This window comes from Tepidimonas alkaliphilus, assembly GCF_007556595.1.
Taxonomy (GTDB): Bacteria; Pseudomonadota; Gammaproteobacteria; order Burkholderiales; family Burkholderiaceae_C; genus Tepidimonas; species Tepidimonas alkaliphila.
The window spans coordinates 23,698-46,067 of the sequence record NZ_VJNB01000011.1; the positions used below are offsets into that span (position 1 = coordinate 23,698).

General features: G+C 67.6%; 21 protein-coding genes. 15 read left to right on the plus strand and 6 right to left on the minus strand.

What is annotated here, in order from left to right:
- Nucleotides 1–80 precede the first annotated feature (80 nt).
- The 3 genes from crcB (at nt 81) to Talka_RS09865 (ending at nt 2,042) form a co-directional block, all read left to right on the plus strand.
- On the plus strand, nt 81–464 hold the full coding sequence (gene crcB / locus Talka_RS09855) for a fluoride efflux transporter CrcB (protein ID WP_143891149.1): 384 nt from the start codon (nt 81–83) through the stop codon (nt 462–464).
- A 159-nt stretch (nt 465–623) separates the two neighbouring features.
- Nucleotides 624–1,319, plus strand: a complete 696-nt coding sequence (gene pyrE, locus Talka_RS09860; protein ID WP_143891150.1) for an orotate phosphoribosyltransferase — start codon at nt 624–626, stop codon at nt 1,317–1,319.
- Between the two features lie 99 nt (nt 1,320–1,418).
- Nucleotides 1,419–2,042 carry a DUF4124 domain-containing protein gene (locus Talka_RS09865; RefSeq protein ID WP_185970127.1) on the plus strand — a complete coding sequence of 208 codons (624 nt, stop codon included), beginning with the start codon at nt 1,419–1,421 and terminating at the stop codon, nt 2,040–2,042.
- Between the two features lie 30 nt (nt 2,043–2,072).
- On the opposite strand, the gene gatB is transcribed toward Talka_RS09865, so the two are convergent.
- The 3 genes from gatB to gatC are packed head-to-tail and all read right to left on the minus strand — an operon-like array spanning nt 2,073 to nt 5,412.
- Nucleotides 2,073–3,563: an Asp-tRNA(Asn)/Glu-tRNA(Gln) amidotransferase subunit GatB gene (gene gatB, locus Talka_RS09870; protein ID WP_143891222.1), complete on the minus strand. Its 1,491-nt coding sequence runs from the start codon at nt 3,561–3,563 to the stop codon at nt 2,073–2,075.
- A complete protein-coding gene (gatA, locus tag Talka_RS09875; protein ID WP_143891152.1) occupies nt 3,563–5,113 on the minus strand; it encodes an Asp-tRNA(Asn)/Glu-tRNA(Gln) amidotransferase subunit GatA in 1,551 nt (516 codons plus the stop codon). The genes gatB and gatA overlap by 1 nt, the downstream gene beginning before the upstream one ends.
- A gap of 2 nt (nt 5,114–5,115) precedes the next feature.
- Entirely contained in the window at nt 5,116–5,412 is a 297-nt protein-coding gene (gatC, locus tag Talka_RS09880) for an Asp-tRNA(Asn)/Glu-tRNA(Gln) amidotransferase subunit GatC (RefSeq protein ID WP_143891153.1), read from the minus strand.
- Nucleotides 5,413–5,567: 155 nt separating this feature from the next.
- Between gatC and Talka_RS09885 the strand changes: the two genes are divergently transcribed.
- From Talka_RS09885 to mrdA, 4 genes are read left to right on the plus strand one after another with little or no spacing between them, the layout of a single operon-like run.
- Entirely contained in the window at nt 5,568–6,614 is a 1,047-nt protein-coding gene (locus Talka_RS09885; RefSeq protein ID WP_143891154.1) for a rod shape-determining protein, read from the plus strand.
- 51 nt (nt 6,615–6,665) lie between these two features.
- Nucleotides 6,666–7,535 carry a rod shape-determining protein MreC gene (mreC, locus tag Talka_RS09890; protein WP_143891155.1) on the plus strand — a complete coding sequence of 290 codons (870 nt, stop codon included), beginning with the start codon at nt 6,666–6,668 and terminating at the stop codon, nt 7,533–7,535.
- Complete coding sequence (mreD, locus tag Talka_RS09895) at nt 7,535–8,059, plus strand: rod shape-determining protein MreD (RefSeq protein ID WP_342781064.1); 525 nt, start codon at nt 7,535–7,537, stop codon at nt 8,057–8,059. Before mreC ends, mreD begins: the two co-directional genes overlap by 1 nt.
- A 9-nt stretch (nt 8,060–8,068) precedes the next feature.
- The gene (gene mrdA / locus Talka_RS09900) at nt 8,069–10,018 is read left to right on the plus strand and encodes a penicillin-binding protein 2 (protein WP_143891157.1); all 1,950 of its coding nucleotides are present in this window, start codon (nt 8,069–8,071) and stop codon (nt 10,016–10,018) included.
- Nucleotides 10,019–10,111: 93 nt separating this feature from the next.
- On the opposite strand, the gene acnB is transcribed toward mrdA, so the two are convergent.
- Genes acnB through Talka_RS09915 form a run of 3 tightly spaced genes read right to left on the minus strand, consistent with a single transcriptional unit; the run spans nt 10,112 to nt 14,750 of the window.
- Nucleotides 10,112–12,706 (minus strand): bifunctional aconitate hydratase 2/2-methylisocitrate dehydratase, encoded by a 2,595-nt coding sequence (acnB, locus tag Talka_RS09905; RefSeq protein WP_143891158.1) that lies wholly within the window; start codon nt 12,704–12,706, stop codon nt 10,112–10,114.
- A gap of 36 nt (nt 12,707–12,742) precedes the next feature.
- On the minus strand, nt 12,743–13,741 hold the full coding sequence (locus Talka_RS09910) for an HpcH/HpaI aldolase/citrate lyase family protein (protein ID WP_143891159.1): 999 nt from the start codon (nt 13,739–13,741) through the stop codon (nt 12,743–12,745).
- A gap of 22 nt (nt 13,742–13,763) precedes the next feature.
- Entirely contained in the window at nt 13,764–14,750 is a 987-nt protein-coding gene (locus Talka_RS09915; protein ID WP_143891160.1) for a malate dehydrogenase, read from the minus strand.
- Between the two features lie 108 nt (nt 14,751–14,858).
- Here Talka_RS09915 and Talka_RS09920 point away from each other — a divergent pair, with 108 nt between their 5' ends.
- From Talka_RS09920 to leuC, 8 genes are all read left to right on the plus strand, one after another.
- Nucleotides 14,859–15,662 carry a GntR family transcriptional regulator gene (locus Talka_RS09920; RefSeq protein ID WP_143891161.1) on the plus strand — a complete coding sequence of 268 codons (804 nt, stop codon included), beginning with the start codon at nt 14,859–14,861 and terminating at the stop codon, nt 15,660–15,662.
- Nucleotides 15,663–15,777: 115 nt separating this feature from the next.
- Entirely contained in the window at nt 15,778–16,209 is a 432-nt protein-coding gene (gene sdhC / locus Talka_RS09925) for a succinate dehydrogenase, cytochrome b556 subunit (protein WP_143891162.1), read from the plus strand.
- Nucleotides 16,210–16,232: 23 nt separating this feature from the next.
- A complete protein-coding gene (gene sdhD, locus Talka_RS09930) occupies nt 16,233–16,598 on the plus strand; it encodes a succinate dehydrogenase, hydrophobic membrane anchor protein (protein WP_143891163.1) in 366 nt (121 codons plus the stop codon).
- Between the two features lie 3 nt (nt 16,599–16,601).
- Nucleotides 16,602–18,410 carry a succinate dehydrogenase flavoprotein subunit gene (sdhA, locus tag Talka_RS09935; RefSeq protein WP_143891164.1) on the plus strand — a complete coding sequence of 603 codons (1,809 nt, stop codon included), beginning with the start codon at nt 16,602–16,604 and terminating at the stop codon, nt 18,408–18,410.
- Between the two features lie 35 nt (nt 18,411–18,445).
- Nucleotides 18,446–19,147, plus strand: a complete 702-nt coding sequence (locus Talka_RS09940) for a succinate dehydrogenase iron-sulfur subunit (RefSeq protein WP_143891165.1) — start codon at nt 18,446–18,448, stop codon at nt 19,145–19,147.
- A 21-nt stretch (nt 19,148–19,168) separates the two neighbouring features.
- On the plus strand, nt 19,169–19,456 hold the full coding sequence (locus Talka_RS09945) for an FAD assembly factor SdhE (RefSeq protein WP_143891166.1): 288 nt from the start codon (nt 19,169–19,171) through the stop codon (nt 19,454–19,456).
- Nucleotides 19,457–19,487: 31 nt separating this feature from the next.
- Complete coding sequence (gene gltA / locus Talka_RS09950) at nt 19,488–20,798, plus strand: citrate synthase (protein WP_143891167.1); 1,311 nt, start codon at nt 19,488–19,490, stop codon at nt 20,796–20,798.
- Between the two features lie 117 nt (nt 20,799–20,915).
- Nucleotides 20,916–22,337 carry a 3-isopropylmalate dehydratase large subunit gene (gene leuC, locus Talka_RS09955; protein WP_143891168.1) on the plus strand — a complete coding sequence of 474 codons (1,422 nt, stop codon included), beginning with the start codon at nt 20,916–20,918 and terminating at the stop codon, nt 22,335–22,337.
- The last annotated feature ends 33 nt before the right edge of the window (nt 22,338–22,370 follow it).

Sequence of the window (22,370 nt, forward strand, 5' to 3'; positions counted from 1 at the left end):
CAGCGCCTGACTTCGCCTCGGGCGCACGCGTCTCCAACGCGCCTGTGTTCCCATCACCCTGTCTGCCTGGAGGACGACCTATGCTGACTTCGGTTGTGGCCATCGCTGCCGGCGCCAGCCTCGGCGCTCTGATGCGCTGGGGCTTGGGGCTGGCCCTCAACGCCGTGCTGCCCAACCTGCCGCTGGGCACGCTGGCGGCCAACTGGATCGGCGGCTACGCCATCGGGGTGGTGGCGGCTTTTTTCTTGCATCATCCGGAGGTTGCCGCGCCGTGGCGGCTGTTTGCCATCACCGGCTTGCTGGGGGGGCTGACGACGTTTTCCAGCTTTTCGATCGAGATGACCACGCTGCTGCAAGAAGGCAAGCTGCTGTGGGCGCTGGCGGGCGTGGCGCTGCACGTGGGTGGCTCGCTGGCGCTGACCGCCTTGGGCGTGGCCAGCTACGGCTGGCTGCGGGCAGGCTAAGCAAGGCCGCACCCTGCCCATCGCCTACAATCCGATGGGTTGCCTGCGCAGCCTCGACCCTCGGCCGCTCGGCGGCACCACACTCCCGCCGACGGCTGGCGTGGTCGCTTGGCAAGTCGTCCCCGTGCACGCCGCAGCCCGCCCGGATCGCCTCGCGCCATGACTTCGTGCCTGTCCCCCCACCCGTTGGCCCAACGTTTTATTCAGTTCGCGCTGCAAGCCGGGGCCCTGCGTTTTGGCGAATTCAAAACCAAAGCGGGGCGACTTAGTCCCTATTTTTTCAACGCGGGCTCGTTTGACGACGGCGCCAAACTGGGCCAACTGGCCGCGCTGTATGCCGAGGCTATCCTGGCCCAAGACTTGGCTTTCGACTTGATTTTTGGCCCGGCCTACAAGGGCATCCCGCTGGCCACGGCGCTGGCGGTGGAGCTGGCGCGGCGCGGTCACAGCAAGCCGTTTGCCTTCAACCGCAAAGAGGCCAAAGACCACGGCGAAGGCGGCACGCTGGTCGGCGCGCCGTTGCGCGGGCGGGTGCTGATCGTCGATGATGTGATGAGCGCCGGCACCGCCGTGCGCGAATCGATCGAACTCATTCGTCGCGCAGGCGCCACGCCGTATGCGTTGGCGATCGCTTTGGATCGACAGGAAAAGGCCACCGAGGTCGGCCCCGATGGCACAGTGCGCGAACTGCCCTACAGCGCGGTACAGCATGTGCAACGCGCATACGGTCTGCAGGTCTGCGCCATTGCGCAGCTGGACGATTTGCTGCAGTATTTGGAGCAGCATCAGCACCCCGAAATGGCGGCGCACCGCCAGCGCGTGTTCGACTACCGGGCTCGCTATGGCGTAGCTTAAGAGCGCTTTTCGCGGTGGTGCGCCGTCTTTCGCGCCATGTCCCGACGTATCGCCATCCGCTTGCCCTCACGCCTATGGGCCGTCTTAGCCTGGCCTGCCATGGCCGCCTGGGCGCAGACCGCAGGCGGCTCGGCTTCCATTTACACCTGCATCGACGCGCAGGGCCGGCTGTTGTCGTCGGATCGACCGATCCCGGAATGCCGCGACCGCGTGCAACGCGAGCTGGGCCCCAGTGGCGCGGTGCGCCGCGTCCTCGAACCCCCGCCCAGCGCTGAAGAGCGCGCGCGGGCCGAAGCGCAGCAACGCGCCCAGGCCGAAGCCGCCGCCCGCGCCGCCGAAGCGCAACGGCGCGAGCAGGCGTTGCTGATGCGCTACCCCACCCCAGCGGCGCATCAGCGCGCGCGCGAGGCAGCCCTCGCGCCGGTGCAGGCCAGCTTGCAGCTGGCACAGCAGCGTCTGCAGCAACTGGAAGAGGAACAACGCCAGCTGCAACAGGAACTGGAGCGCAGCCGCGCCGCTTCGTCCCAACCGCCGGCAAGCGTGCAACGACGCCTGGACGACGTCCGCGCACAACGCGAAGTGCAGCGTCGCTTTGTGGCAGACCTCGAGCGGGAGCGCGCGCGCATTGACGAGCGTTTTGACGCCGAGCTGGCTGTTCTGCGCCGCTTGTGGGCCACCCCTACGGGGTCGAGCGACGCCTCCTTGCCCTCCGCTGGCCGCTAGCACCGCCCTGGACCCAACCGGGCGGCGGCATCACCCCAACAACGCGCGGCGCAGCAGCTCCGCCACCTGCTGAGGGTTGGCCTTGCCCTGAGAGGCCTTCATGACCTGCCCCACCAGGGCGTTGAGGGCTTTGTCCTTGCCGGCGCGCACTTCAGCCACGTTCTTCGGATTGGCGTCGATCACCTGCTGCACCAGCGCCTGCAGCGCCGCGGTGTCGTTGAGCTGCCGCAGTCCGCGCGCCTCGATCAGCGCATCCACCGCCGCTGCCGCCGCCTCGGGGGCCGCCGGCTCCGTCCAGAGCGCATCCAGCACTTGCTTGGCCGCCGCTTGGCTGATCGTGCCCTCGCTGACGCGCGCGATCACCGCCGCCAACGCCTGCGGCGGCAGCGGGCAGGCTTCGATGCCGATGTCGGCCGCGTTAAGGCGGCGCGCCAGTTCCACCATCACCCAGTTGCTGGCGGCTTTGGGCGCCGCGCCGGCTTGCACCACCGCCTCGAAATATGCGGCCATCGCCCGAGACTGCGTCAGGGTGACGGCGTCGTATTCCGGCAAGCCGTAGTCGGCCATAAAGCGCTGCGCCGTGGCGCGCGGCAGCTCCGGCAAAGCGGCGCGTTCCTGCTCGATCCACTGGGGCGCAATCACCAGCGGCGGCAAATCCGGATCAGGAAAATAGCGGTAATCGGCCGCATCCTCCTTGTTGCGCATGGGGCGGGTCTCGCCGCTGTCGGGATCAAACAACACCGTGGCCTGCTCGATCGAGCGGCCCTCTTCCAATTGCTCAATCTGCCAGCGCACCTCGGCGTCGATGGCTTGCTGCAAAAAGCGAAACGAGTTGAGGTTTTTGATCTCGCGCCGCGTGCCCAACGGCTGGCCCGGCTTGCGCACGCTGACGTTGGCGTCGCAGCGAAACGACCCTTCCTGCAGGTTGCCGTCGCAAATACCCATCCACGTCACCAGCTTGTGCAACTCGCGCGCGTAGGCCACCGCTTCGGCGCTGCAACGCATGTCGGGCTCGGTAACAATCTCCAGCAGCGGCGTGCCGGCCCGATTGAGGTCGATGCCGCTCATGCCGTGGAAATCCTCGTGCAGGCTTTTGCCAGCGTCTTCTTCCAGATGCGCGCGCACCAGCCGCACGCAACGCCAGACGCGCCGCGCCTGCGGGCCTTGCCCGGTTTCCAACCAAAAGCCGATTTCGCCACCCTGCACCACCGGAATCTCGTATTGACTGATTTGATAGCCCTTGGGCAGGTCAGGGTAAAAATAGTTTTTGCGCGCGAACACGCTGCGCGGCGCAATGCGCGCGCCCACCGCCAACCCGAAGCGGATGGCGCACGCCACCGCGGCGCGATTGGGCACCGGCAGCGTGCCGGGCAGCGCCGCATCCACCGCGCACGCCTGCGTGTTGGGCTCGGCGCCAAAGGCCGTGGACGCCGCGCTGAACATCTTGCTGCGCGTGCGCAACTGAACGTGCGTTTCCAGGCCGATCACCACTTCGTAGCCATGGATCAGGGCAGCCTCCATCACACCTCCGTCTTGTCGTTGGGCCTGGATGTCGCTGGCGGCAACGGCGGCGTGCGCCGGTGCCAGTCGGTGACGTGCTGAAACTGATGCGCCACGCGCAACAGGCGCGCCTCGGTCAGGTAAGGCCCGATCAGCTGCAAACCCACCGGCAGGCCGCCTTCGCCGACGCCGGCGGGCATGCTCAACGCCGGCAGCCCGGCCAGCGACGCGGGCAAGGTGTAGATGTCGGCCAGGTATTCCGCCACCGGATCGTCGCTCTTGGCCCCAATCGGCCAGGCTACGCTGGGCGCCACCGGGCCGGCGATCAGGTCGCAATGCGCAAACGCGGCGGCAAAGTCCTGGGCGATCAAGCGCCGAATCTTTTGCGCCTGCAGGTAGTAGGCATCGTAATAACCGTGCGACAGCACATAAGTGCCGACCAGGATGCGCCGCTGCACCTCGGGCCCAAACCCTTCGCTGCGCGAGCGGCCATACAGGTCCGCCAGGTCATCGCACGAAGCGGCCCGATGGCCGTAGCGCACGCCGTCAAATCGGCTGAGGTTGGAGCTGGCCTCAGCCGGGGCCAGCACATAATAGGCTGGGATCGCCAGCTCGCTGTGCGGCAGGCACACCTCCACCAGACGGGCGCCCAGCTGCTCCAACACCTCCAACGCGGCGCGCAGCGCAGCCTGCACGTCCGCAGCGCAGCCTTGCGTGTGCCAAAACTCGTGCGGCAGGCCGATGCGCAGCCCTTGCAGCGGGCGTTGGGCGTCGGCGCCGGGCCATGGCTCGTCCAAGCCCTGCGTGTAGTCCTGCGGCGGCAGGTCCAAACACGTGGCGTCGCGCCACGGATCGGGGCCAGCCATGACGCTGAGCAGCAGGGCACAGTCGCGCGCCGAGCGCGCCATCGGCCCGGCCTGGTCAAGGCTGGAGGCATAGGCAATCAAACCGTAGCGCGAGCAGCGCCCGTAGGTCGGCTTGATGCCGGTGATGCCGCAAAAAGCCGCCGGTTGCCGGATGGAGCCACCCGTGTCGGTGCCGGTGGCCGCCGGCACCAGCCCCGCCGCCACCGCGGCAGCCGAACCGCCGGAAGATCCGCCCGGCACGCGCGCCGGATCCCAAGGGTTGCGCGCCGGCCCCCAGGCCGAGTGCTCGTTGCCCGAGCCCATGGCAAACTCATCGCAGTTGAGCTTGCCCAGCGTCACCGCACCCGCGCCTGGGTGAACGTCATCGCCTTGACCCAGCCGCGCCACCACAGTGGCGTCAAAAGGGCTGCGGTAGCCCGCCAGCATGCGGCTGCCGGCGGTGGTCGGCCAGCCGCGCGTGACCAGCACATCCTTGTGTGCGATCGGCACACCCAGCAGCGGCGCGACCTCACCGCGCGCCAGTCGCGCGTCCGCCGCGCGCGCTTGCTGCAGACTGAGCTCGGCGTCCACCGCCACGAACGCATTCAGATGACTCAGGGCTTGCACGCGCTGCAACAGCGCTTGCGTCAGCTCCACGCTGCTGAAGCGACGCGCGCGCAAACCTTCAGCCAGCTCCGCCGCCCCCATCCACGGCCATGCATCCATGCTCATTCGATCACCTTCGGAACCAGGAACAAGCCTGCCTCGGTGGCTGGCGCGTTGGCCAAAATCGCCTCGCGCTGCGGCGGCTCGCGCACCTCGTCGTCGCGCAAGCGCAGCGCCACCTCGCTGAACAGCTCCGCGGGATGCGCCAGAGGCTCCACCCCTGTGGTGTCCACCGCACGCAGGCGCTCCACCAAGGCCAACACGGCGTCGAGCTGGCCGCGCATGCGCTCGGCCGCTGGGGGATCCAGCGCCAGGCGCGCCAAGCGCGCCAGGCGCTGCACGTCATCAATCGTGAACATGAATCGGCACGCTCCCGGGATAGGGCGTCACCCGCAGTGACGGAAAAGCCTTGCGGTATTATCCCGGGTTTCATAGACCGGTTCGCCGCCTGGCTCCGCTGCAAGTCCCACGCAGGCGATGCAGGCCAGCGAGCCGCCCTGGACGTCTGATCACCATGTTTGCATCGCTGCGTCGGCATTTTTCGACCGACCTCGCCATCGACCTTGGCACCGCCAACACCCTCATCTACGTGCGCGGCAAGGGCATCGTGCTGGATGAGCCCTCGGTGGTGGCGATCCGCCACGAGGGCGGGCCCACGGGTAAGAAAACCATTCAGGCCGTGGGCAAGGCCGCCAAAGCCATGCTTGGCAAAGTGCCGGGCAACATCGAGGCCATCCGCCCGATGAAGGACGGCGTGATCGCCGACTTCACCGTCACCGAGCAGATGCTCAAGCAGTTCATCAAGATGGTGCACCCGCGCTCGCTGCTGCGCCCCAGCCCGCGCATCATCATCTGCGTGCCGTGCGGCTCCACGCAGGTGGAGCGGCGCGCCATTCGCGAATCGGCCTTGGGCGCCGGCGCCTCGGAGGTGTATCTGATCGAGGAACCCATGGCCGCCGCCATCGGCGCCGGGCTGCCAGTAGCCGAAGCTTCCGGCTCGATGGTGGTGGACATCGGTGGCGGCACGACGGAGGTGGGCGTCATCAGCTTGGGCGGCATGGTCTATAAGGGCAGCGTGCGCGTCGGCGGCGATAAATTTGATGAGGCCATCATCAACTACATTCGCCGCAACTATGGCATGTTGATTGGCGAGCCCACCGCTGAGCACATCAAAAAAACCATTGGCAGCGCGTTTCCCGGCTCGGAAGTGCGCGAGATGGAGGTCAAAGGCCGCAACCTCTCGGAGGGCGTGCCGCGCAGCTTCACGATCAGCTCCAACGAGGTTTTGGAGGCGCTGACCGAGCCGATCAACCAGATCGTCAGCGCCGTCAAGATCGCGCTGGAAAACACGCCGCCGGAGCTGGGCGCCGACATCGCCGACCGCGGCATGATGCTCACCGGCGGCGGCGCCTTGCTGCGCGACCTTGACCGGCTGCTGACCGAAGAGACGGGCCTGCCGGTCTTCGTGGCCGAAGACCCGCTGACTTGCGTCGTGCGCGGCTGCGGCATGGCGCTGGAGCAAATGGACCGTCTGGGGCACGGCATCTTCACCAGCGAGTGACCGTCGCCCTCCTCGACTCCGAGCTATCAAGCCCGTCCACCATCCGTTACGATGCCGCCGGGCACGCTCGAACGCCAGCCGCCGCCGTTTTTTCGCCAGGGCACGCCGGCCTTGGCCAAGCTGGTGGTGCTCAGCGCGTTGGCGGTTCTGCTGATGGTGCTGGATGCGCGGTTTCAGGTAACGCCGTGGGTTCGGCACGGCATCGCCGTGGCGCTTTACCCGCTGCAATGGCTGGCGTGGCAACCCGTTCGCGGCTGGCAGTGGCTCAGCCGCCACACCCTGGACTTGCAGCGCGCCCGGCGCGAGGCCGACGAGGCGCGGTTGGCGCTGGCCCAGCAAGCCGACCGCGCCGGTTTGGTGGAGCACCTGGCGCAAGAAAACCGTGAACTGCGCGCGCTGCTGGGGCTGCGTGAGCGCGTCTGGCCCCAGGCCATCGGGGCGGAAATTTTGCATGCCCTGCCCGACCCCTATCGGCCGATGGTGCTCATTGACCGCGGCGCGCAGCACGGCGTCACGGTGGGCGCTGCGGTCATGGACGGCTGGGGCGTGCTGGGGCAGGTCACGCGCGTGCTGCCGTGGACCAGCGAAGTCACGCTGCTGGCGCACCCCCGCTTGGCGGTGCCGGTGCTCAACACCCGCACCGGGGAGCGCCACCTGGCCTTCGGCAACGGCGATCTGGACGAGCCTGCCCTGCAGCTGCGCTTCGTGCCGGTCAGCACCGAAACCCAGCCGGGCGACACCTTGGTCACCAGCGGCATTGACGGCGTGTATCCAGCAGGGTTGCCGGTGGGCCAAGTGGTGCGGGTCGAACCGCAAGAGGATGGCCTGGCGCAGGTGCTGGTGCGGCCCTCGGCCCACGTGCGCGACGCGTTGCACGTGCTGGTGTTGCAGCGCCGAGCCGACGGCGAAGGGACGCGTTGATGCTGCCGCGCGGTCAAGTCCTGCTGCTGCCCGCCAACCCAGCCTTTGTGTGGGGCAGCGTGGCCGCCGCCTTGGCGTGGATGATGGTGCAAGGCGCCTGGCTGCCACGGCTGGCCTTTCTGCCCGACTGGCTGGCGTTGACGCTGACGTTTTGGAGCGTGCACCAGCCCCGCCGCATCGGGGTGGGCACGGCATTTTCAGCGGGCTTGACATTGGATGTGGCTTATGGAACGCTGCTGGGTCAGCATGCGCTGGCCTACGCGGTGATGAGCTACGGCGCCATTGCCTTGCATCGGCGCATCCTGTGGTTCGAACTGCGCGGTCAAACGCTGCACGTGCTGCCGCTGCTGTTGACGGCCAGCGCCTTGCAGTGGGGGGTGCGCTGGCTCGCCGGCGACGGCGGGCCGTCGTGGGCCCAGTTGCTGGCGCCGCTGACCACCGCGGCTGCCTGGCCCCTGGCCCATTATGTGTTGCTGGCGCCGCAGCGCCGCGCGCCCGATCCGGACGACACCCGTCCCCTGTGACGCCTGGCCATGTCGCTGCATCACCAGGTCGATCGCCGCCTTGCCCGCCAGCAACGCCGCGCTTGGCTGGCGCTGGCCGTGGCGCTGGCCCTGCTGGCTTTGCTGGCTGGGCGCGCCTGGGTTTTGCAGGTGGTGCAACACGAGCGCCACGCCGCGCAGGCCGAAGGCAACCGCACCGCCATCGTGCCGCTGGTGCCGCCGCGCGGACGCATTCTGGATCGCCATGGTCTTGTCTTGGCCGACGACGTGCCGGTCTATACGCTGGAGATCACCCCTGGACGGGTGACCGATCTCGAAGCGACCTTGCAACGCCTGGGCGAGCTGGTCGAACTCACCCCACGCGACTTGCAGCGTTTTCGGCGATTGCGCGCCGAATCCAAGCGCTTCGATCCGTTGCCGCTCAAAACCCGCCTCAGCGAAGAGGAAATGGCGCGGGTGGCGGCGCACCTTTGGGCTTTGCCCGGCGTCGACATTCAAGCGCGGCGGCTGCGCCGCTACCCGTTGGGCGCCACCGCCGCGCATGCCATCGGCTACCTCGGTCGCATCAGCGAACGCGATCGTGCGCGCATGGACGACTGGCCTGAGGAACGCCAGGCCAACTACCGTGGCAGCACCCATATCGGCAAGCTCGGGGTTGAGGCCGCGCAGGAAGAGCGGCTGCATGGCCGCACCGGCCTGGAACGCCTGGAAACCACCGCCACCGGGCGGGTGGTTCGGCGTCTTGATCTCACCCAGCCGCAAGCAGGGCAAGACATCCAGCTCACGCTGGACGCCCGCCTGCAGCATCTGGTCGAGCGCCTGTATGGCTCGCGGCGGGGGGCCTTGGTGGCGCTGGATCCGCGCAACGGCGAAGTGCTGGCGCTGGTGAGCATGCCGACTTTTGACCCCAATTTATTCGTCGATGGCATCGACCCGGACAGCTGGCGCGCGCTCAACGAATCGCTCGACCGCCCGTTGCTCAACCGCGCCTTGCGCGGCACCTATCCCCCCGGCTCCACCTACAAGCCCTTCATGGCCTTGGCCGCGTTGGAGCTTGGGCTGCGCAAGCCGCAAACCGCCATTTACGACCCGGGCTACTGGGTGTTGGGCAACCACCGCTTTCGCAGTCACGGCGAGCACGCCTTGGGCATGGTGGATTTGCGGCGCAGCATCGCCGCCTCCAGCAACGTGTATTACTACACGTTGGCGCACGAGATGGGCGTGCAAGCGATTCACGACTTCATGGCGCCATTGGGCTTTGGCCAGCTCACCGGCATTGACCTGCCGGGCGAAGTGCGCGGCATTCTGCCCAGCCCCGCGTGGAAGCGCGCGACTTACCGCAAGCCCGAGCAACAGCGCTGGCACCCGGGCGAAACGATTTCGCTGGGCATCGGCCAAGGCTACAACAGCTTCACCATGTTGCAACTGGCCACGGCACTGGCGGCTTTGACCAACGGCGGCCAGCGCATCACGCCGCACTTGGCGCGCGCCGCGGTGCCGCCCGGCCAAGCACCGCAGCCGCTGCCCCCCCCTGCGCCGCCTCGGCCGCTCGGCTATCGATCTGAACATTTGCGCGTGGTGCTGGAGGCGATGGAAGCCGTCACCACTGAAGGCACCGCCGCCCGCGTGTTTGCCGGCGCGCCCTACCGCAGCGGCGGCAAAACCGGAACCGCGCAAGCCGTCACCATCGGCCAGCGCGACCGCTACGACCCCCAGCGGCTGGCCGAATTTCAGCGCGACCACTCGCTCTACATCGGTTTTGCGCCGGCTGAGGCCCCTAGCGTCGTGGTGGCCGCCATCGTCGAAAACGCCGGCGTTGGCGCGGCGCACGCGGCCCCCATCGTGCGCCGCGTGTTCGATTACCTTCTGCTGGGGCTTTACCCGAGCGAAGAGGACATCGCCGCGACGCAGAAAGGGCTCAGCGCCGCTCCCATTGGGACGGCGCGCCGCGCAGATGACATCGCGTGGCCGCCGCCTTGACCGGACACCGTTGGCCAGATCGGCCCCGCCATAGGCCAGCCCGCGGGAGGGACGCTAGCCGAACCAGGCGGGCCGCCCCCCGCCGTCTGCGCGTTAGACCGTCACCGCTTTGGCGGTCTCGACGTATTCGTCGATCTGGTCGAAGTTCATGTAGCGGTAAACCTCGCCGGCCTTCTGATTGATCACGCCCATTTCGGCCATGTATTCCTCCACCGTCGGCAAGCGGCCCAGACGCGAGGCGATTGCGGCCACCTCCGCCGAGGCCAAAAACACGTTGGTGTTGCGGCCCAGGCGGTTGGGGAAGTTGCGCGTGCTGGTGGAGACGACCGTGGCGCCCTCGCGCACCTGCGCCTGGTTGCCCATGCACAGGCTGCAGCCGGGCATCTCGGTGCGCGCCCCGGCGGTGCCGAAGGTGGCGTAGTAGCCTTCCTTGATGAGCTCGTTCTGGTCCATCTTGGTCGGCGGCGCCACCCACAGCCGCACCGGGATGTCACGCTGGCCGTGCAGCAGCTTGGCCGCGGCGCGGAAGTGGCCGATGTTGGTCATGCACGAGCCGATGAAGGCCTCGTCGATCTTGGTGCCGGCCACCTCCGACAGCGGACGCGCGTCGTCCGGGTCGTTGGGGCAGCACAGGATCGGCTCCTTGATCTCGTTGAGATCGATCTCGATCACCGCGGCGTACTCGGCGTCCGGGTCGGCCTCCAGCAGCTGCGGGTTCTCCAGCCACTTCTCCATCGCCTTGATGCGCCGCGCCAGCGTGCGCGCATCCTGGTAGCCGTTGGCGATCATCCACTTCAGCAGCACGATGTTGCTCTGCAGGTACTCGATGATCGGTTCCTTGTTGAGCTTGATCGTGCAGCCGGCAGCCGAGCGCTCGGCCGAGGCGTCCGACAGTTCGAACGCCTGCTCCACCTTCAGGTCGGGCAGACCCTCGATCTCGAGGATGCGGCCGGAGAAGATGTTCTTCTTGCCCTTCTTCTCCACCGTCAGCAGGCCCTGCTTGATGGCGTAGTAGGGAATGGCGTGCACCAGGTCACGCAGCGTGATGCCGGGCTGCATCCGGCCCTTGAAGCGCACCAGCACGCTCTCGGGCATGTCCAGCGGCATGACGCCGGTGGCGGCGGCGAACGCCACCAGCCCGGAGCCGGCCGGGAAGCTGATGCCGATCGGAAAGCGCGTGTGGCTGTCGCCGCCGGTGCCGACCGTGTCGGGCAGCAGCATGCGGTTGAGCCACGAGTGGATGACGCCATCGCCCGGGCGCAGGCTGACGCCGCCGCGGCTGCTGATGAAGACCGGCAGCTCGCGGTGCATCTTGACGTCCACCGGCTTCGGATAGGCCGCGGTGTGGCAGAACGACTGCATCACCAGGTCGGCCGAGAAGCCCAGGCAGGCCAGGTCCTTGAGCTCGTCGCGCGTCATCGGGCCGGTGGTGTCCTGGCTGCCGACGGTGGTCATCTTCGGCTCGCAGTAGGTGCCGGGGCGGATGCCCTTGCCCTCCGGCAGGCCGCAGGCGCGACCGACGATCTTCTGCGCCAGCGTGTAGCCCTTGCCGCTGTCCACCGGCGCCTTGGGCAGGCGGAACACCGTGGAGGGCGGCAGGCCCAGGAACTCGCGCGCCTTGGCGGTGAGCCCCCGGCCGATGATCAGGTTGATGCGGCCGCCCGCGCGCACCTCGTCCAGCAGCACCTCGCTCTTGAGCTGGAAGGTGGCGATGACCTCGCCGTTCTTCTCGATCCTGCCGTCGTAGGGGTAGATGTCGATGACGTCGCCGAACTCGATCCTGCTGACGTCCACCTCGATGGGCAGCGAGCCCGAGTCTTCCTGGGTGTTGAAGAAGATCGGCGCGATCTTGCCGCCCAGCGTGACGCCGCCGTAGCGCTTGTTGGGCACGTACGGGATGTCGTGACCGGTCCACCAGATGACGCTGTTGGTGGCCGACTTGCGACTGGAGCCGGTGCCGACCACGTCACCGACGTAGGCGACCAGGTGGCCCTTCTCCTTGAGCTTCTGCAGCACGCTGATCGGGCCGCGCTTGCCGTCCTCGTCCGGCTCGAACGGCGCATCCGGGCGCTTGTTCTTCAGCATCGCCAGCGCGTGCAGCGGGATGTCCGGGCGGCTCCAGGCGTCCGGCGCGGGCGACAGATCGTCGGTGTTGGTCTCGCCGGGCACCTTGAAGGCGGTGACGGTGATCTTCTTCGGCACCTCCGGGCGCGACAGGAACCACTCCGCCTCGGCCCAGCTCTGCATGACGGCGCGCGCGTGCGCGTTGCCCGCCTGCACCTTCTCGGCCACGTCGTGGAAGGCGTCGAACATCAGCAGCGTCTTCTTCAGACCCTCAGCCGCCACCGGCGCCACCTCGGCGTCGTCGAGCAGGTCGATCAGCGGCTTGACGTTGTAGCCGCCGACCATCGTGCCGAGCAGCTCGGTGGCCTTGGCGCGGCTGATCAGGCCGACCTGGAGGTCGCCGTGCGCCACCGCGGCCAGGAAGGAGGCCTTGACCTTGGCCGCGTCGTCCACCCCCGGCGGCACACGGTGCGTCAGCAGCTCCAGCAGGAACTGCGGGTCCTCGCCCGCCGGCGGGTTCTTGATCAGCTCGATCAGCTCGGCGGTCTGCTGCGCGTTCAGCGGCAGCGGCGGGATGCCCAGCGCGGCGCGCTCGGCCACGTGCTCTCGGTAGGCTTGCAGCATGGTGTGTGCTCCAGTGATGTGCAAGAAAGGTTTGGTTCAGGCGAAGTGGCCGCGCACCGGCTCGGGCAGCGCCACCCCGGTGGCGTGCGCGCGCTCCAGCACCTGCCAAAAGTAACGGTAGGAGGCCCGGTCGTGCAAATGCCCCTGATGGGCGATGGGGGCCCAGTCGGCCGCCTGCGCCGCCGCGATGATGGCCGCGGCCTGCTCGACCTGCGCCGCGTCGGGGCGCAGCGCCTCCAGGATCGGCTCGATCTGGTCGGGGTGGATGCTCCACATGCGCGTGTAGCCGAACTCGCGCGCGGCGCGCGCGGCGGCCTGGCGCACCGCGTCGCGGTCGCGGAATTCGGTCACCACGCAGTGCGACGGCACCTTGCCGTGCGCGTGCGCGGCGCTGGCGATCTCGAGCTTCGCCCGGCGCACCAGCGGGTGCTCGAACTGCCCCTGCACGGTCATCGCGCTGGCGGGGATCGCCCCGCCGTGCGCGGAGACGAAGTCCATCAGCCCGAAGCTCAGCGACGCCACGCGCGAATGCGCGGCGATGTCGAACGCGCGGTGCACCGCCGCCGGCGATTCGATCAGCGCGTGCAGCGGCAGCGCCGGCGCGCCGGCCGCATCGACCGCCGCCGCGGCGCGCTCGACGTCGGCCACCGACTCGACCTTGGGGATCATCACGTGCGTCAGCCGCGCGCCGACCGCGCCGACGATGGCCGCCACATCGGCCTCGAACGCCGGGTGATCCACCGGGTGCACGCGCACGCCGACGCGCGGGCGCACCGGGGCGGCCCAGTCCAGCCCGCGCACCAGCTCCACGATCAGCGCCGCGTGCTCGGCCTCGCCGCCCACCGGGGCGCCGTCCTCGCAGTCCAGCGTGACGTCGAACAGGCACACGCCGTGGCGCGCCGACCACTCGGCCTGCAGCGCCAGGCTCTTGCGCATGCGCGCCTCCACGCCCGCATAGTGGTCGCACGCCGGCAGGGCCGTGGCGGCGGCCTGCGGCCCCAGCAGCACCTCGCGGGGGTGGCGTGCGGCGCTCATCGCAGCGGTCCGTGGCGCGACCTCAGAGCAGGTGCGCCACCGCGGCGCGCTCTTCTTCCAGTTCGGCCAGCGTTTTGTTGAGGCACTGCTGGCTGAACTCGTCGATCGGCAGCCCTTCGACCACCGTGTATTCGCCATTGGCGCAAGTGACCGGAAAACCAAACACAATGCCCTGCGGGATGCCATACCAGCCCTGCGACGGCACGCCCATCGTCACCCAGCGGCCGTTGGTGCCCAGCGCCCAGTCGCGCATGTGGTCGATGGCGGCGTTGGCCGCCGAGGCCGCCGACGACAGGCCGCGCGCCTCGATAATGGCCGCGCCGCGCTTGCCGACGGTGGGCAGGAAGACGTTGCGGTTCCAGTCCTCGTCGTTGATCATCGCCTTGACCGACTGGCCTTCAATGGTGGCGAAGCGGTAGTCGGCGTACATCGTCGGCGAGTGGTTGCCCCAGACGCACAGCTTCTCGATCGACGACACCGGCTTGCCGGTCTTGGCGGCGATCTGCGACAGCGCGCGGTTGTGGTCCAGGCGCAGCATGGCGGTGAAGTTCCTGGCCGGCAGATCGGGCGCGGACTTCATCGCGATGTAGGCGTTGGTGTTGGCCGGGTTGCCGACCACCAGCACCTTGACATTGCGGCTGGCCACTTCGTTCAACGCACGGCCCTGCGCGGTGAAGATCTGCGCGTTGGCCGACAGCAGGTCCTTGCGCTCCATGCCGGGGCCGCGCGGACGCGCGCCGACCAGCAGCGCGTAGTCGGTGTCGCGGAAGGCGGTCTTCGGATCGCTGTGCGCCTCCATGCCCGCCAGCAGCGGGAAGGCGCAGTCCTCCAGCTCCATCATCACCCCCTTGAGCGCCTTTTGCGCCTTCTCGTCGGGGATTTCCAGCAGCTGCAAGATCACCGGCTGGTTCTTGCCCAGCATTTCGCCAGCGGCGATGCGAAACAGCAGCGCGTAACCGATCTGGCCAGCGGCGCCGGTGACGGCGACGCGAACAGGCTTTTTGCTCATGAGGGTGACTCCGTAGAGGAATGAAACGCGGTCTGGAACCCGAGTGTACCCTTAGCCGCACGCCAGCGTCAATTTATCTTATGTCTTATATAAGATATGATTGCGCCCATGACCACCAGCGACCCGGCGGCGCCTCGGCGCACCCTCCTCCTATCCGGCGAAGCCAGCGCAGCCGCCGGCGCGGGCACGCCCGCTTTCAGCCCGCTGTATCAACAAATCAAAAGCCTGCTGCTACAAAGCTTGCAGCGCGGGGAGTGGAAGCCGGGCGACGCCATCCCCAGCGAACAAGAGCTGGCGGCGCGCTTCAAGGTCAGCCAAGGCACGGTGCGCAAAGCCATCGACGAGCTGGCCGCCGACAACCTGCTGGTGCGCCGCCAGGGCAAGGGCACCTTCGTGGCCACGCACGCCGAGCGGCACGTGCAGTATCGTTTTTTGCGCCTGCACCCCGACCACGGCGATCGGCAGGCCGAGGGCCCCGCCACCCGCACGGTACTGGCCTGCCGTCGCAGCCGCGCCAGCGCTGAGGTGGCCGCCGCGCTGCAGCTGCGTGCTGGCGATGCGGTGGTGCAGATCAGCCGCGTGCTCTCCCTTGGCGGCGCGCCCACCATTCTGGAAGACCTGTGGTTGCCCGGCACCCCTTTTAAGGGTTTGACGCTGGAAACCCTCACCGCCTGGGCCGGCCCGATGTATGCCCTGTTCGAAAGCCAATTCGGCGTGCGCATGGTGCGCGCGGAAGAGCGCATCAAAGCCGTGGCCGCCAGCGACATCGCGGCGCAGCGGCTGCAGGTGCCGCCCGGCACGCCGCTGCTGAGCGTGGAGCGACTCGCCTTCACCTACAACGACGCGCCGATGGAGCTGCGCCGCGGCTTGTATCGCACCGACCGCCACCACTACCGTAACGAACTCGGCTGAGACGCAACAAAATGTTGCATTGCAATAGAATGCCTTCGTTTGTGCTCGACGACGATGTCCGCCCTGCCTGCTGCGCAATAGGCAGCGGCGTTTCGTGCTTCCAGGAGAGATGCCGATGACCCCCCTGCGACCCGCGCGGCCCGAGTTCCGCAACATCCACGTTTTTCGGGATCTGACCACCTACCGCCTGCCCGCCGCTGGCTGGGTGTCCATTCTGCACCGCGTCAGCGGCGCGTTGATGTTTTTGCTGCTGCCATTCGTCGTGTGGATGATGGACGCCTCGCTGTCGTCGGAAATCTCCTACGGTGCGTTCACGGCGGCTTTCTCTGCAGGTCTTGGTTTCGTACCGGGTTGGTTTCTCAAACTGGTGGCGCTGGCGCTCATCTGGGCCTACCTGCACCACTTTGTCGCCGGCGTGCGCCACCTGTATATGGACGCCACGCACAAGGTTGACAAGGCATTTGGCCGCTCCTCGGCCATCGCCACGCTGGTGGTGAGTCTGGCGCTGACGGCGCTGCTGGGCGCCAAGCTGTTTGGCCTCTACTGACCCCCTCGGACGGAGATCCCCCCATGGCTGTCAACTATGGTTCCAAGCGCGTCGTCACCGGCGCACACTACGGCTTGCGTGACTGGCTGGTGCAGCGCTTCACCGCGGTGCTGATGGCGCTGTTCACCTTGCTGCTTCTGGCGCAGGTGCTGCTGCACCCCGGCCCGCTCGGCTACGAGGGCTGGGCCGGCCTTTTCGCCGCGCCGTGGATGAAGTTCCTCACCTTCGCCGTCGTCGTCGCGCTGGCATGGCACGCCTGGGTCGGCATGCGCGACATCTGGATGGACTACATCAAGCCCGTGGGCCTGCGCCTGGCCCTGCATGTCTTCACCCTCGTCTGGCTGGTCGGTTGCACGGGCTGGGCGTTTCAAGTGCTCTGGAGGCTGTAAGCCATGACCCTTGTCACCACCCCACTCCCCCGCCGCCGCTTCGACGTCGTCATCGTCGGCGCCGGCGGCTCGGGCATGCGCGCCTCGCTGCAGCTGGCGCGCGCCGGCCTCAACGTCGCGGTGCTGTCCAAGGTGTTCCCGACGCGCTCGCACACGGTCGCCGCGCAGGGCGGCATTGGCGCTGCGCTGGGCAACATGTCCGAGGACAACTGGCATTACCACTTCTACGACACGGTCAAGGGCTCGGACTGGCTGGGCGACCAGGACGCCATCGAGTTCATGTGCCGCGAGGCGCCCAAGGTGGTGTATGAGCTGGAGCACATGGGCATGCCGTTCGACCGCAACCCGGACGGCACCATCTACCAGCGCCCGTTCGGCGGCCACACCGCCAACTACGGTGAAAAGCCCGTGCAGCGCGCCTGCGCCGCCGCCGACCGCACCGGCCACGCCATGCTGCACACGCTGTATCAGCAAAACGTGGCTGCCCGGACCACGTTCTTTGTCGAATGGATGGCGCTGGATCTGATCCGCGACGCCGACGGCGATGTGCTGGGGGTCATCGCGCTGGAGATGGAAACCGGCGACCTCTACATCCTGGAGGCCAAGGCCACGCTGCTGGCCACGGGTGGGGCCGGGCGCATCTACGCCGCCAGCACCAACGCCTTCATCAACACCGGCGACGGGCTGGGCATGGCCGCGCGCGCCGGCATCCCACTGCAGGACATGGAGTTCTGGCAGTTCCACCCGACCGGCGTGGCCGGCGCGGGCGTGCTGCTGACCGAGGGCTGCCGCGGCGAAGGCGCGATCCTGCTCAACAGCAACGGCGAGCGCTTCATGGAGCGCTATGCGCCGACGCTCAAAGATCTGGCGCCGCGCGACTTCGTCAGCCGCTGCATGGACCAGGAAATCAAGGAGGGCCGCGGCTGCGGGCCGAACAAGGACTACATCCTGCTCAAGCTTGACCACCTGGGCCCGGAAACCATCCACAAGCGGCTGCCATCGGTGTATGAAATCGGCCTGAACTTTGCCAATGTGGACATCACCAAGGAGCCGATCCCCGTGGTGCCGACCATCCACTACCAGATGGGCGGCATTCCGACCAACATCCACGGCCAAGTGGTGGTGCCCGACGGTCAGGGCGGCCAGAAGGTGGTGAACGGCCTGTATGCCGTCGGCGAATGCTCGTGCGTGTCGGTGCATGGCGCCAACCGCCTCGGCACCAACTCGCTGCTGGACCTGCTGGTCTTTGGCCGTGCGGCCGGCAACCACATCGTGGCCAACCTCGACCGCGGCCGCGAGCACAAGCCGCTGCCGAAGGACGCGGCCGAGCGCACGCTGGCGCGCCTGGCGCGGCTGGAAAGCTGCCGCGATGGCGAATACGCCCAGCATGTGGCCAACGACATTCGCCAGACGATGCAGCAGCACGCCGGCGTCTTCCGCACCCAGGCCAGCTTGGACGAGGGCGTGCGCAAGATCAACGCGATCCGCGAGCGCGTCGCGCACATCGGGCTGAAAGACACCTCCAAGGTGTTCAACACCGCGCGCATCGAGGCGCTGGAGGTCGAAAACCTGATCGAAGCTGCACAGGCGACGATGACCTCGGCGGCGGCGCGCAAGGAGTGCCGCGGCGCCCACACGGTCAAAGACTACGAGCGCCCAGCCGACGATCCTGAGTGCCCGCTGGGCCGCAACGACAAGGAGTGGCTCAAGCACACCCTGTGGTTCAGCGACGGCAACCGGCTCGAATACAAGCCGGTCAACCTCAAGCCGCTGACGGTGGAATCCATCCCGCCCAAGGTGCGCACGTTCTGACCCGGGCTTGCAGCTCACGGCGAAGGAAACCGACCATGGCCAAACGCACGTTCAAGATCTACCGCTACGACCCGGACAAAGACGCCAAGCCCACCATGCAGACGCTGGAGGTGGAGCTGACCACCGAGCGCATGCTGCTGGATGCGCTGATCAAGCTCAAGGAAATCGACCCAACGCTGGCGTTTCGCCGCTCCTGCCGCGAAGGGGTGTGCGGCTCGGACGCGATGAACATCAACGGCAAGAACGGGCTGGCGTGCCTGACCAACCTGCGCACGCTGCCCGACACCATCGTGCTCAAGCCCCTGCCGGGGCTGCCGGTGATCCGCGACTTGATCGTGGACATGACGCTGTTCTTTAAGCAATACCACTCGATCAAGCCCTATCTGATCAACGACACGCCGCCGCCGGAAAAGGAACGCTTGCAATCGCCGCAGGAGCGCGAGGAGCTCAATGGCCTCTACGAGTGCATCCTGTGCGCCAGCTGCTCCACCAGCTGCCCGAGCTTCTGGTGGAACCCGGACAAGTTTGTCGGCCCGGCGGGCCTGCTGCAGGCGTATCGCTTCATCGCCGACAGCCGGGATCAAGCCACCGCCGAGCGGCTCGACAACCTGGAGGATCCGTATCGGTTGTTCCGCTGCCACACCATCATGAACTGCGTGGACGTCTGCCCCAAAGGGCTCAACCCCACCAAGGCCATCGGCAAGATCAAAGAGCTGATGGTGCGCCGCGCGGTGTGAAGCGCAGCAGGGTGGCCGGTGATGGATGCACGCGCCGCGCAAAGGTTGGACGCCCACGCCATCGCACGCCTGCGCTGGCGTTGCCGCCGTGGCCTGCTGGAAAACGATCTGCTGATCGAGCGTTTTTTTGAGCGACACGCGCACGCCCTCACCGACCGCCACGCGCGCGGCTTGAACGTCTTGATGGAGCTGCCTGACAACGATTTGCTGGATCTGCTGCTGCGCCGCCGCGAGCCCGAAGGGGACTGGGTAACCCCTGAGGCGCTGGAAGTGCTGGCGTTGCTGCGTCCCCCTCGTCCCCAACCCTAACTTGCCCGCCCCTAGCCAAGAGGTTCGCCCCATGAAACTGCAAGCGCACAAGGCCACTTTGTCGTTTTCCAACGGCGCCCCCAGCGTGGAGCTGCCGATTTACTCCGGCACCATGGGGCCGGACGTCATCGACATCCGCAAGCTCTACGCCCAGACCGGCATGTTTACCTACGACCCGGGGTTTTTGTCCACCGCGTCGTGCCAGTCCGCCATCACGTTTATCGACGGCGACAAGGGCGAGCTGCTCTACCGCGGCTACCCGATCGAGCAGCTGGCCACGCAGTGCGACTACATGGAAACCTGCTACCTGCTGCTGTACGGCGAGTTGCCCAACGCGCAACAGAAGGCCGAGTTCACGCGCCGCGTCACGCTGCACACGATGGTGCACGAGCAGATGCAGTTCTTCCTGCGCGGCTTCCGGCGCGACGCGCACCCGATGGCGGTGCTGACCGGGCTGGTGGGCGCGATGTCGGCCTTCTACCACGACAGCACCGACATCAACAACCCCGAACACCGCGAGGTGGCGGCGATCCGCCTGATCGCCAAGATGCCGACGCTGGTGGCGATGGCCTACAAGTATGGCATTGGACAGCCCTACATCTACCCGCGCAACGACCTCAGCTACGCCGGCAACTTCCTGCGCATGATGTTTGCCACGCCGTGCGAGGACTACGTGGTCAACCCGGTGCTGGAGCGGGCGATGGACCGCATCTTCATCCTGCACGCCGACCACGAGCAAAACGCTTCCACCTCCACCGTGCGGCTGTGCGGCAGCTCCGGCACCAACCCGTTTGCGGCCATCGCCGCCGGTGTGGCCTGCCTGTGGGGCCCGGCGCACGGCGGCGCCAACGAAGCCTGCCTGAACATGCTGGAGGAAATCCAGGCGATGGGCGGCGTGGCCAAGATTGGCGAATTCATCGCCAAGGTCAAGGACAAGTCCTCCGGCGTGCGGCTGATGGGCTTCGGCCACCGCGTCTATAAAAACTATGACCCGCGCGCCAAGCTGATGCAGGAGACCTGCCACGAGGTGCTGGGCGAGCTCGGGCTGGAAAACGACCCGCTGTTCGCGCTGGCGCGCAAGCTGGAGCAGATCGCGCTGGAGGACGACTACTTCGTGCAGCGCAAGCTCTACCCGAACGTGGACTTCTACTCCGGCATCGTGCAGCGCGCCATCGGCATTCCCACCAGCTTGTTCACCGGCATCTTCGCGCTGGCGCGCACGGTGGGCTGGATTGCGCAGCTCAACGAAATGCTGGCTGACCCCGAATACAAAATCGGCCGTCCCCGTCAGCTCTTCACCGGCGCGGCGCGGCGTGACGTGCAGCCGATCGAGCAGCGCTGACGTTGTGCGGGGGCATGGCGCCCCCGTCGTAACGAACCGGTCGTACCCGCGCCAACGCCAGACCGCCTACAATGGGGGGATCGGGTTGCCCGCACCCGCCTGCACTCTGCCACACCCATGGGCCGCACGCTTTACGACAAGATCTGGGACGAGCACGTCATCCACACCGAGGAGGACGGCACCGCCATCCTCTACATCGACCGCCACCTGGTGCACGAGGTCACCAGCCCGCAGGCGTTCGAGGGGCTGCGCCTCGCCGGGCGCAAGCCGTGGCGTGTGTCCTCGATCGTGGCCACGGCTGACCACAACACCCCCACCACCGGCTGGGAGCTCGGCTACGACGGCATCGCCGACCCGATTAGTAAAGAACAGATCATCACGCTGGACGCCAACATTCGCGAATTTGGCGCAGCGGCCTACTTCCCGTTCTTGAGCAAGCGCCAGGGCATCGTGCACGTCATCGGCCCGGAAAACGGCGCCACGCTGCCTGGCATGACGGTGGTCTGCGGCGACAGCCACACCAGCACGCATGGCGCGTTTGGCGCGCTGGCGCACGGCATTGGCACCAGCGAGGTCGAGCACGTGCTGGCCACGCAGACGCTGCTGGCCAAAAAGGCGCGCAACATGCTGATCCGCGTCGAGGGCGAGCTGCCGCGCGGCTGCTCGGCCAAGGACATCGTGCTGGCCATCATCGGCAAGATCGGCACCGCCGGCGGCACCGGCTACACCATCGAATTCGCCGGCAGCGCCATCCGGGCGCTCAGCATGGAAGGCCGCATGACGGTGTGCAACATGGCCATCGAGGCCGGGGCGCGCGCCGGTCTGGTGGCCCCGGACGAGAAGACCTTCGAATACGTGCGTGGCCGGCCGCTCGCCCCGCAGGGCGCGGAGTGGGAGATGGCGATGACGCACTGGCGCACGCTGCACTCCGACCCCGACGCGCACTGGGACGCGGTGGTGGAGCTGGATGCCAGCCAGATCGAGCCGCAGGTGACCTGGGGCACCTCGCCGGAAATGGTGGTGCCGGTCAGCAGCCGCGTGCCCGATCCTGAACGCGAAAAAGACCCGGTCAAGCGCGCGGCCATGGAGCGGGCGCTGCACTACATGGCGCTCAAGCCCGGCCAAGCGATCACCGACATCACGGTGGACAAAGTCTTCATCGGCTCGTGCACCAACAGCCGCTTGGAAGACTTGCGCGAGGCCGCCGCCATCGTGCGCAAGCTCGGCCAAAAAGTGGCGCGCCACGTGCGCCAGGCCCTGGTGGTGCCCGGCTCCGGCCAGGTCAAGGCCGCCGCTGAAGCGGAAGGGCTGCACGAGGTCTTTCGCGCCGCTGGCTTCGAATGGCGCGAGCCGGGTTGTTCGATGTGCCTGGCGATGAACGCCGACCGGCTGGAGCCTGGCGAGCGCTGCGCCTCCACCAGCAACCGCAACTTTGAAGGGCGGCAAGGCGCGGGCGGGCGCACCCATCTGGTCAGCCCGGCCATGGCCGCTGCGGCGGCGGTGTTGGGCCGGTTTGTCGATGTGCGGGCGCTGGCCTAAACGCGCGGCGCCACGCAGGATGCAGGAGGACTG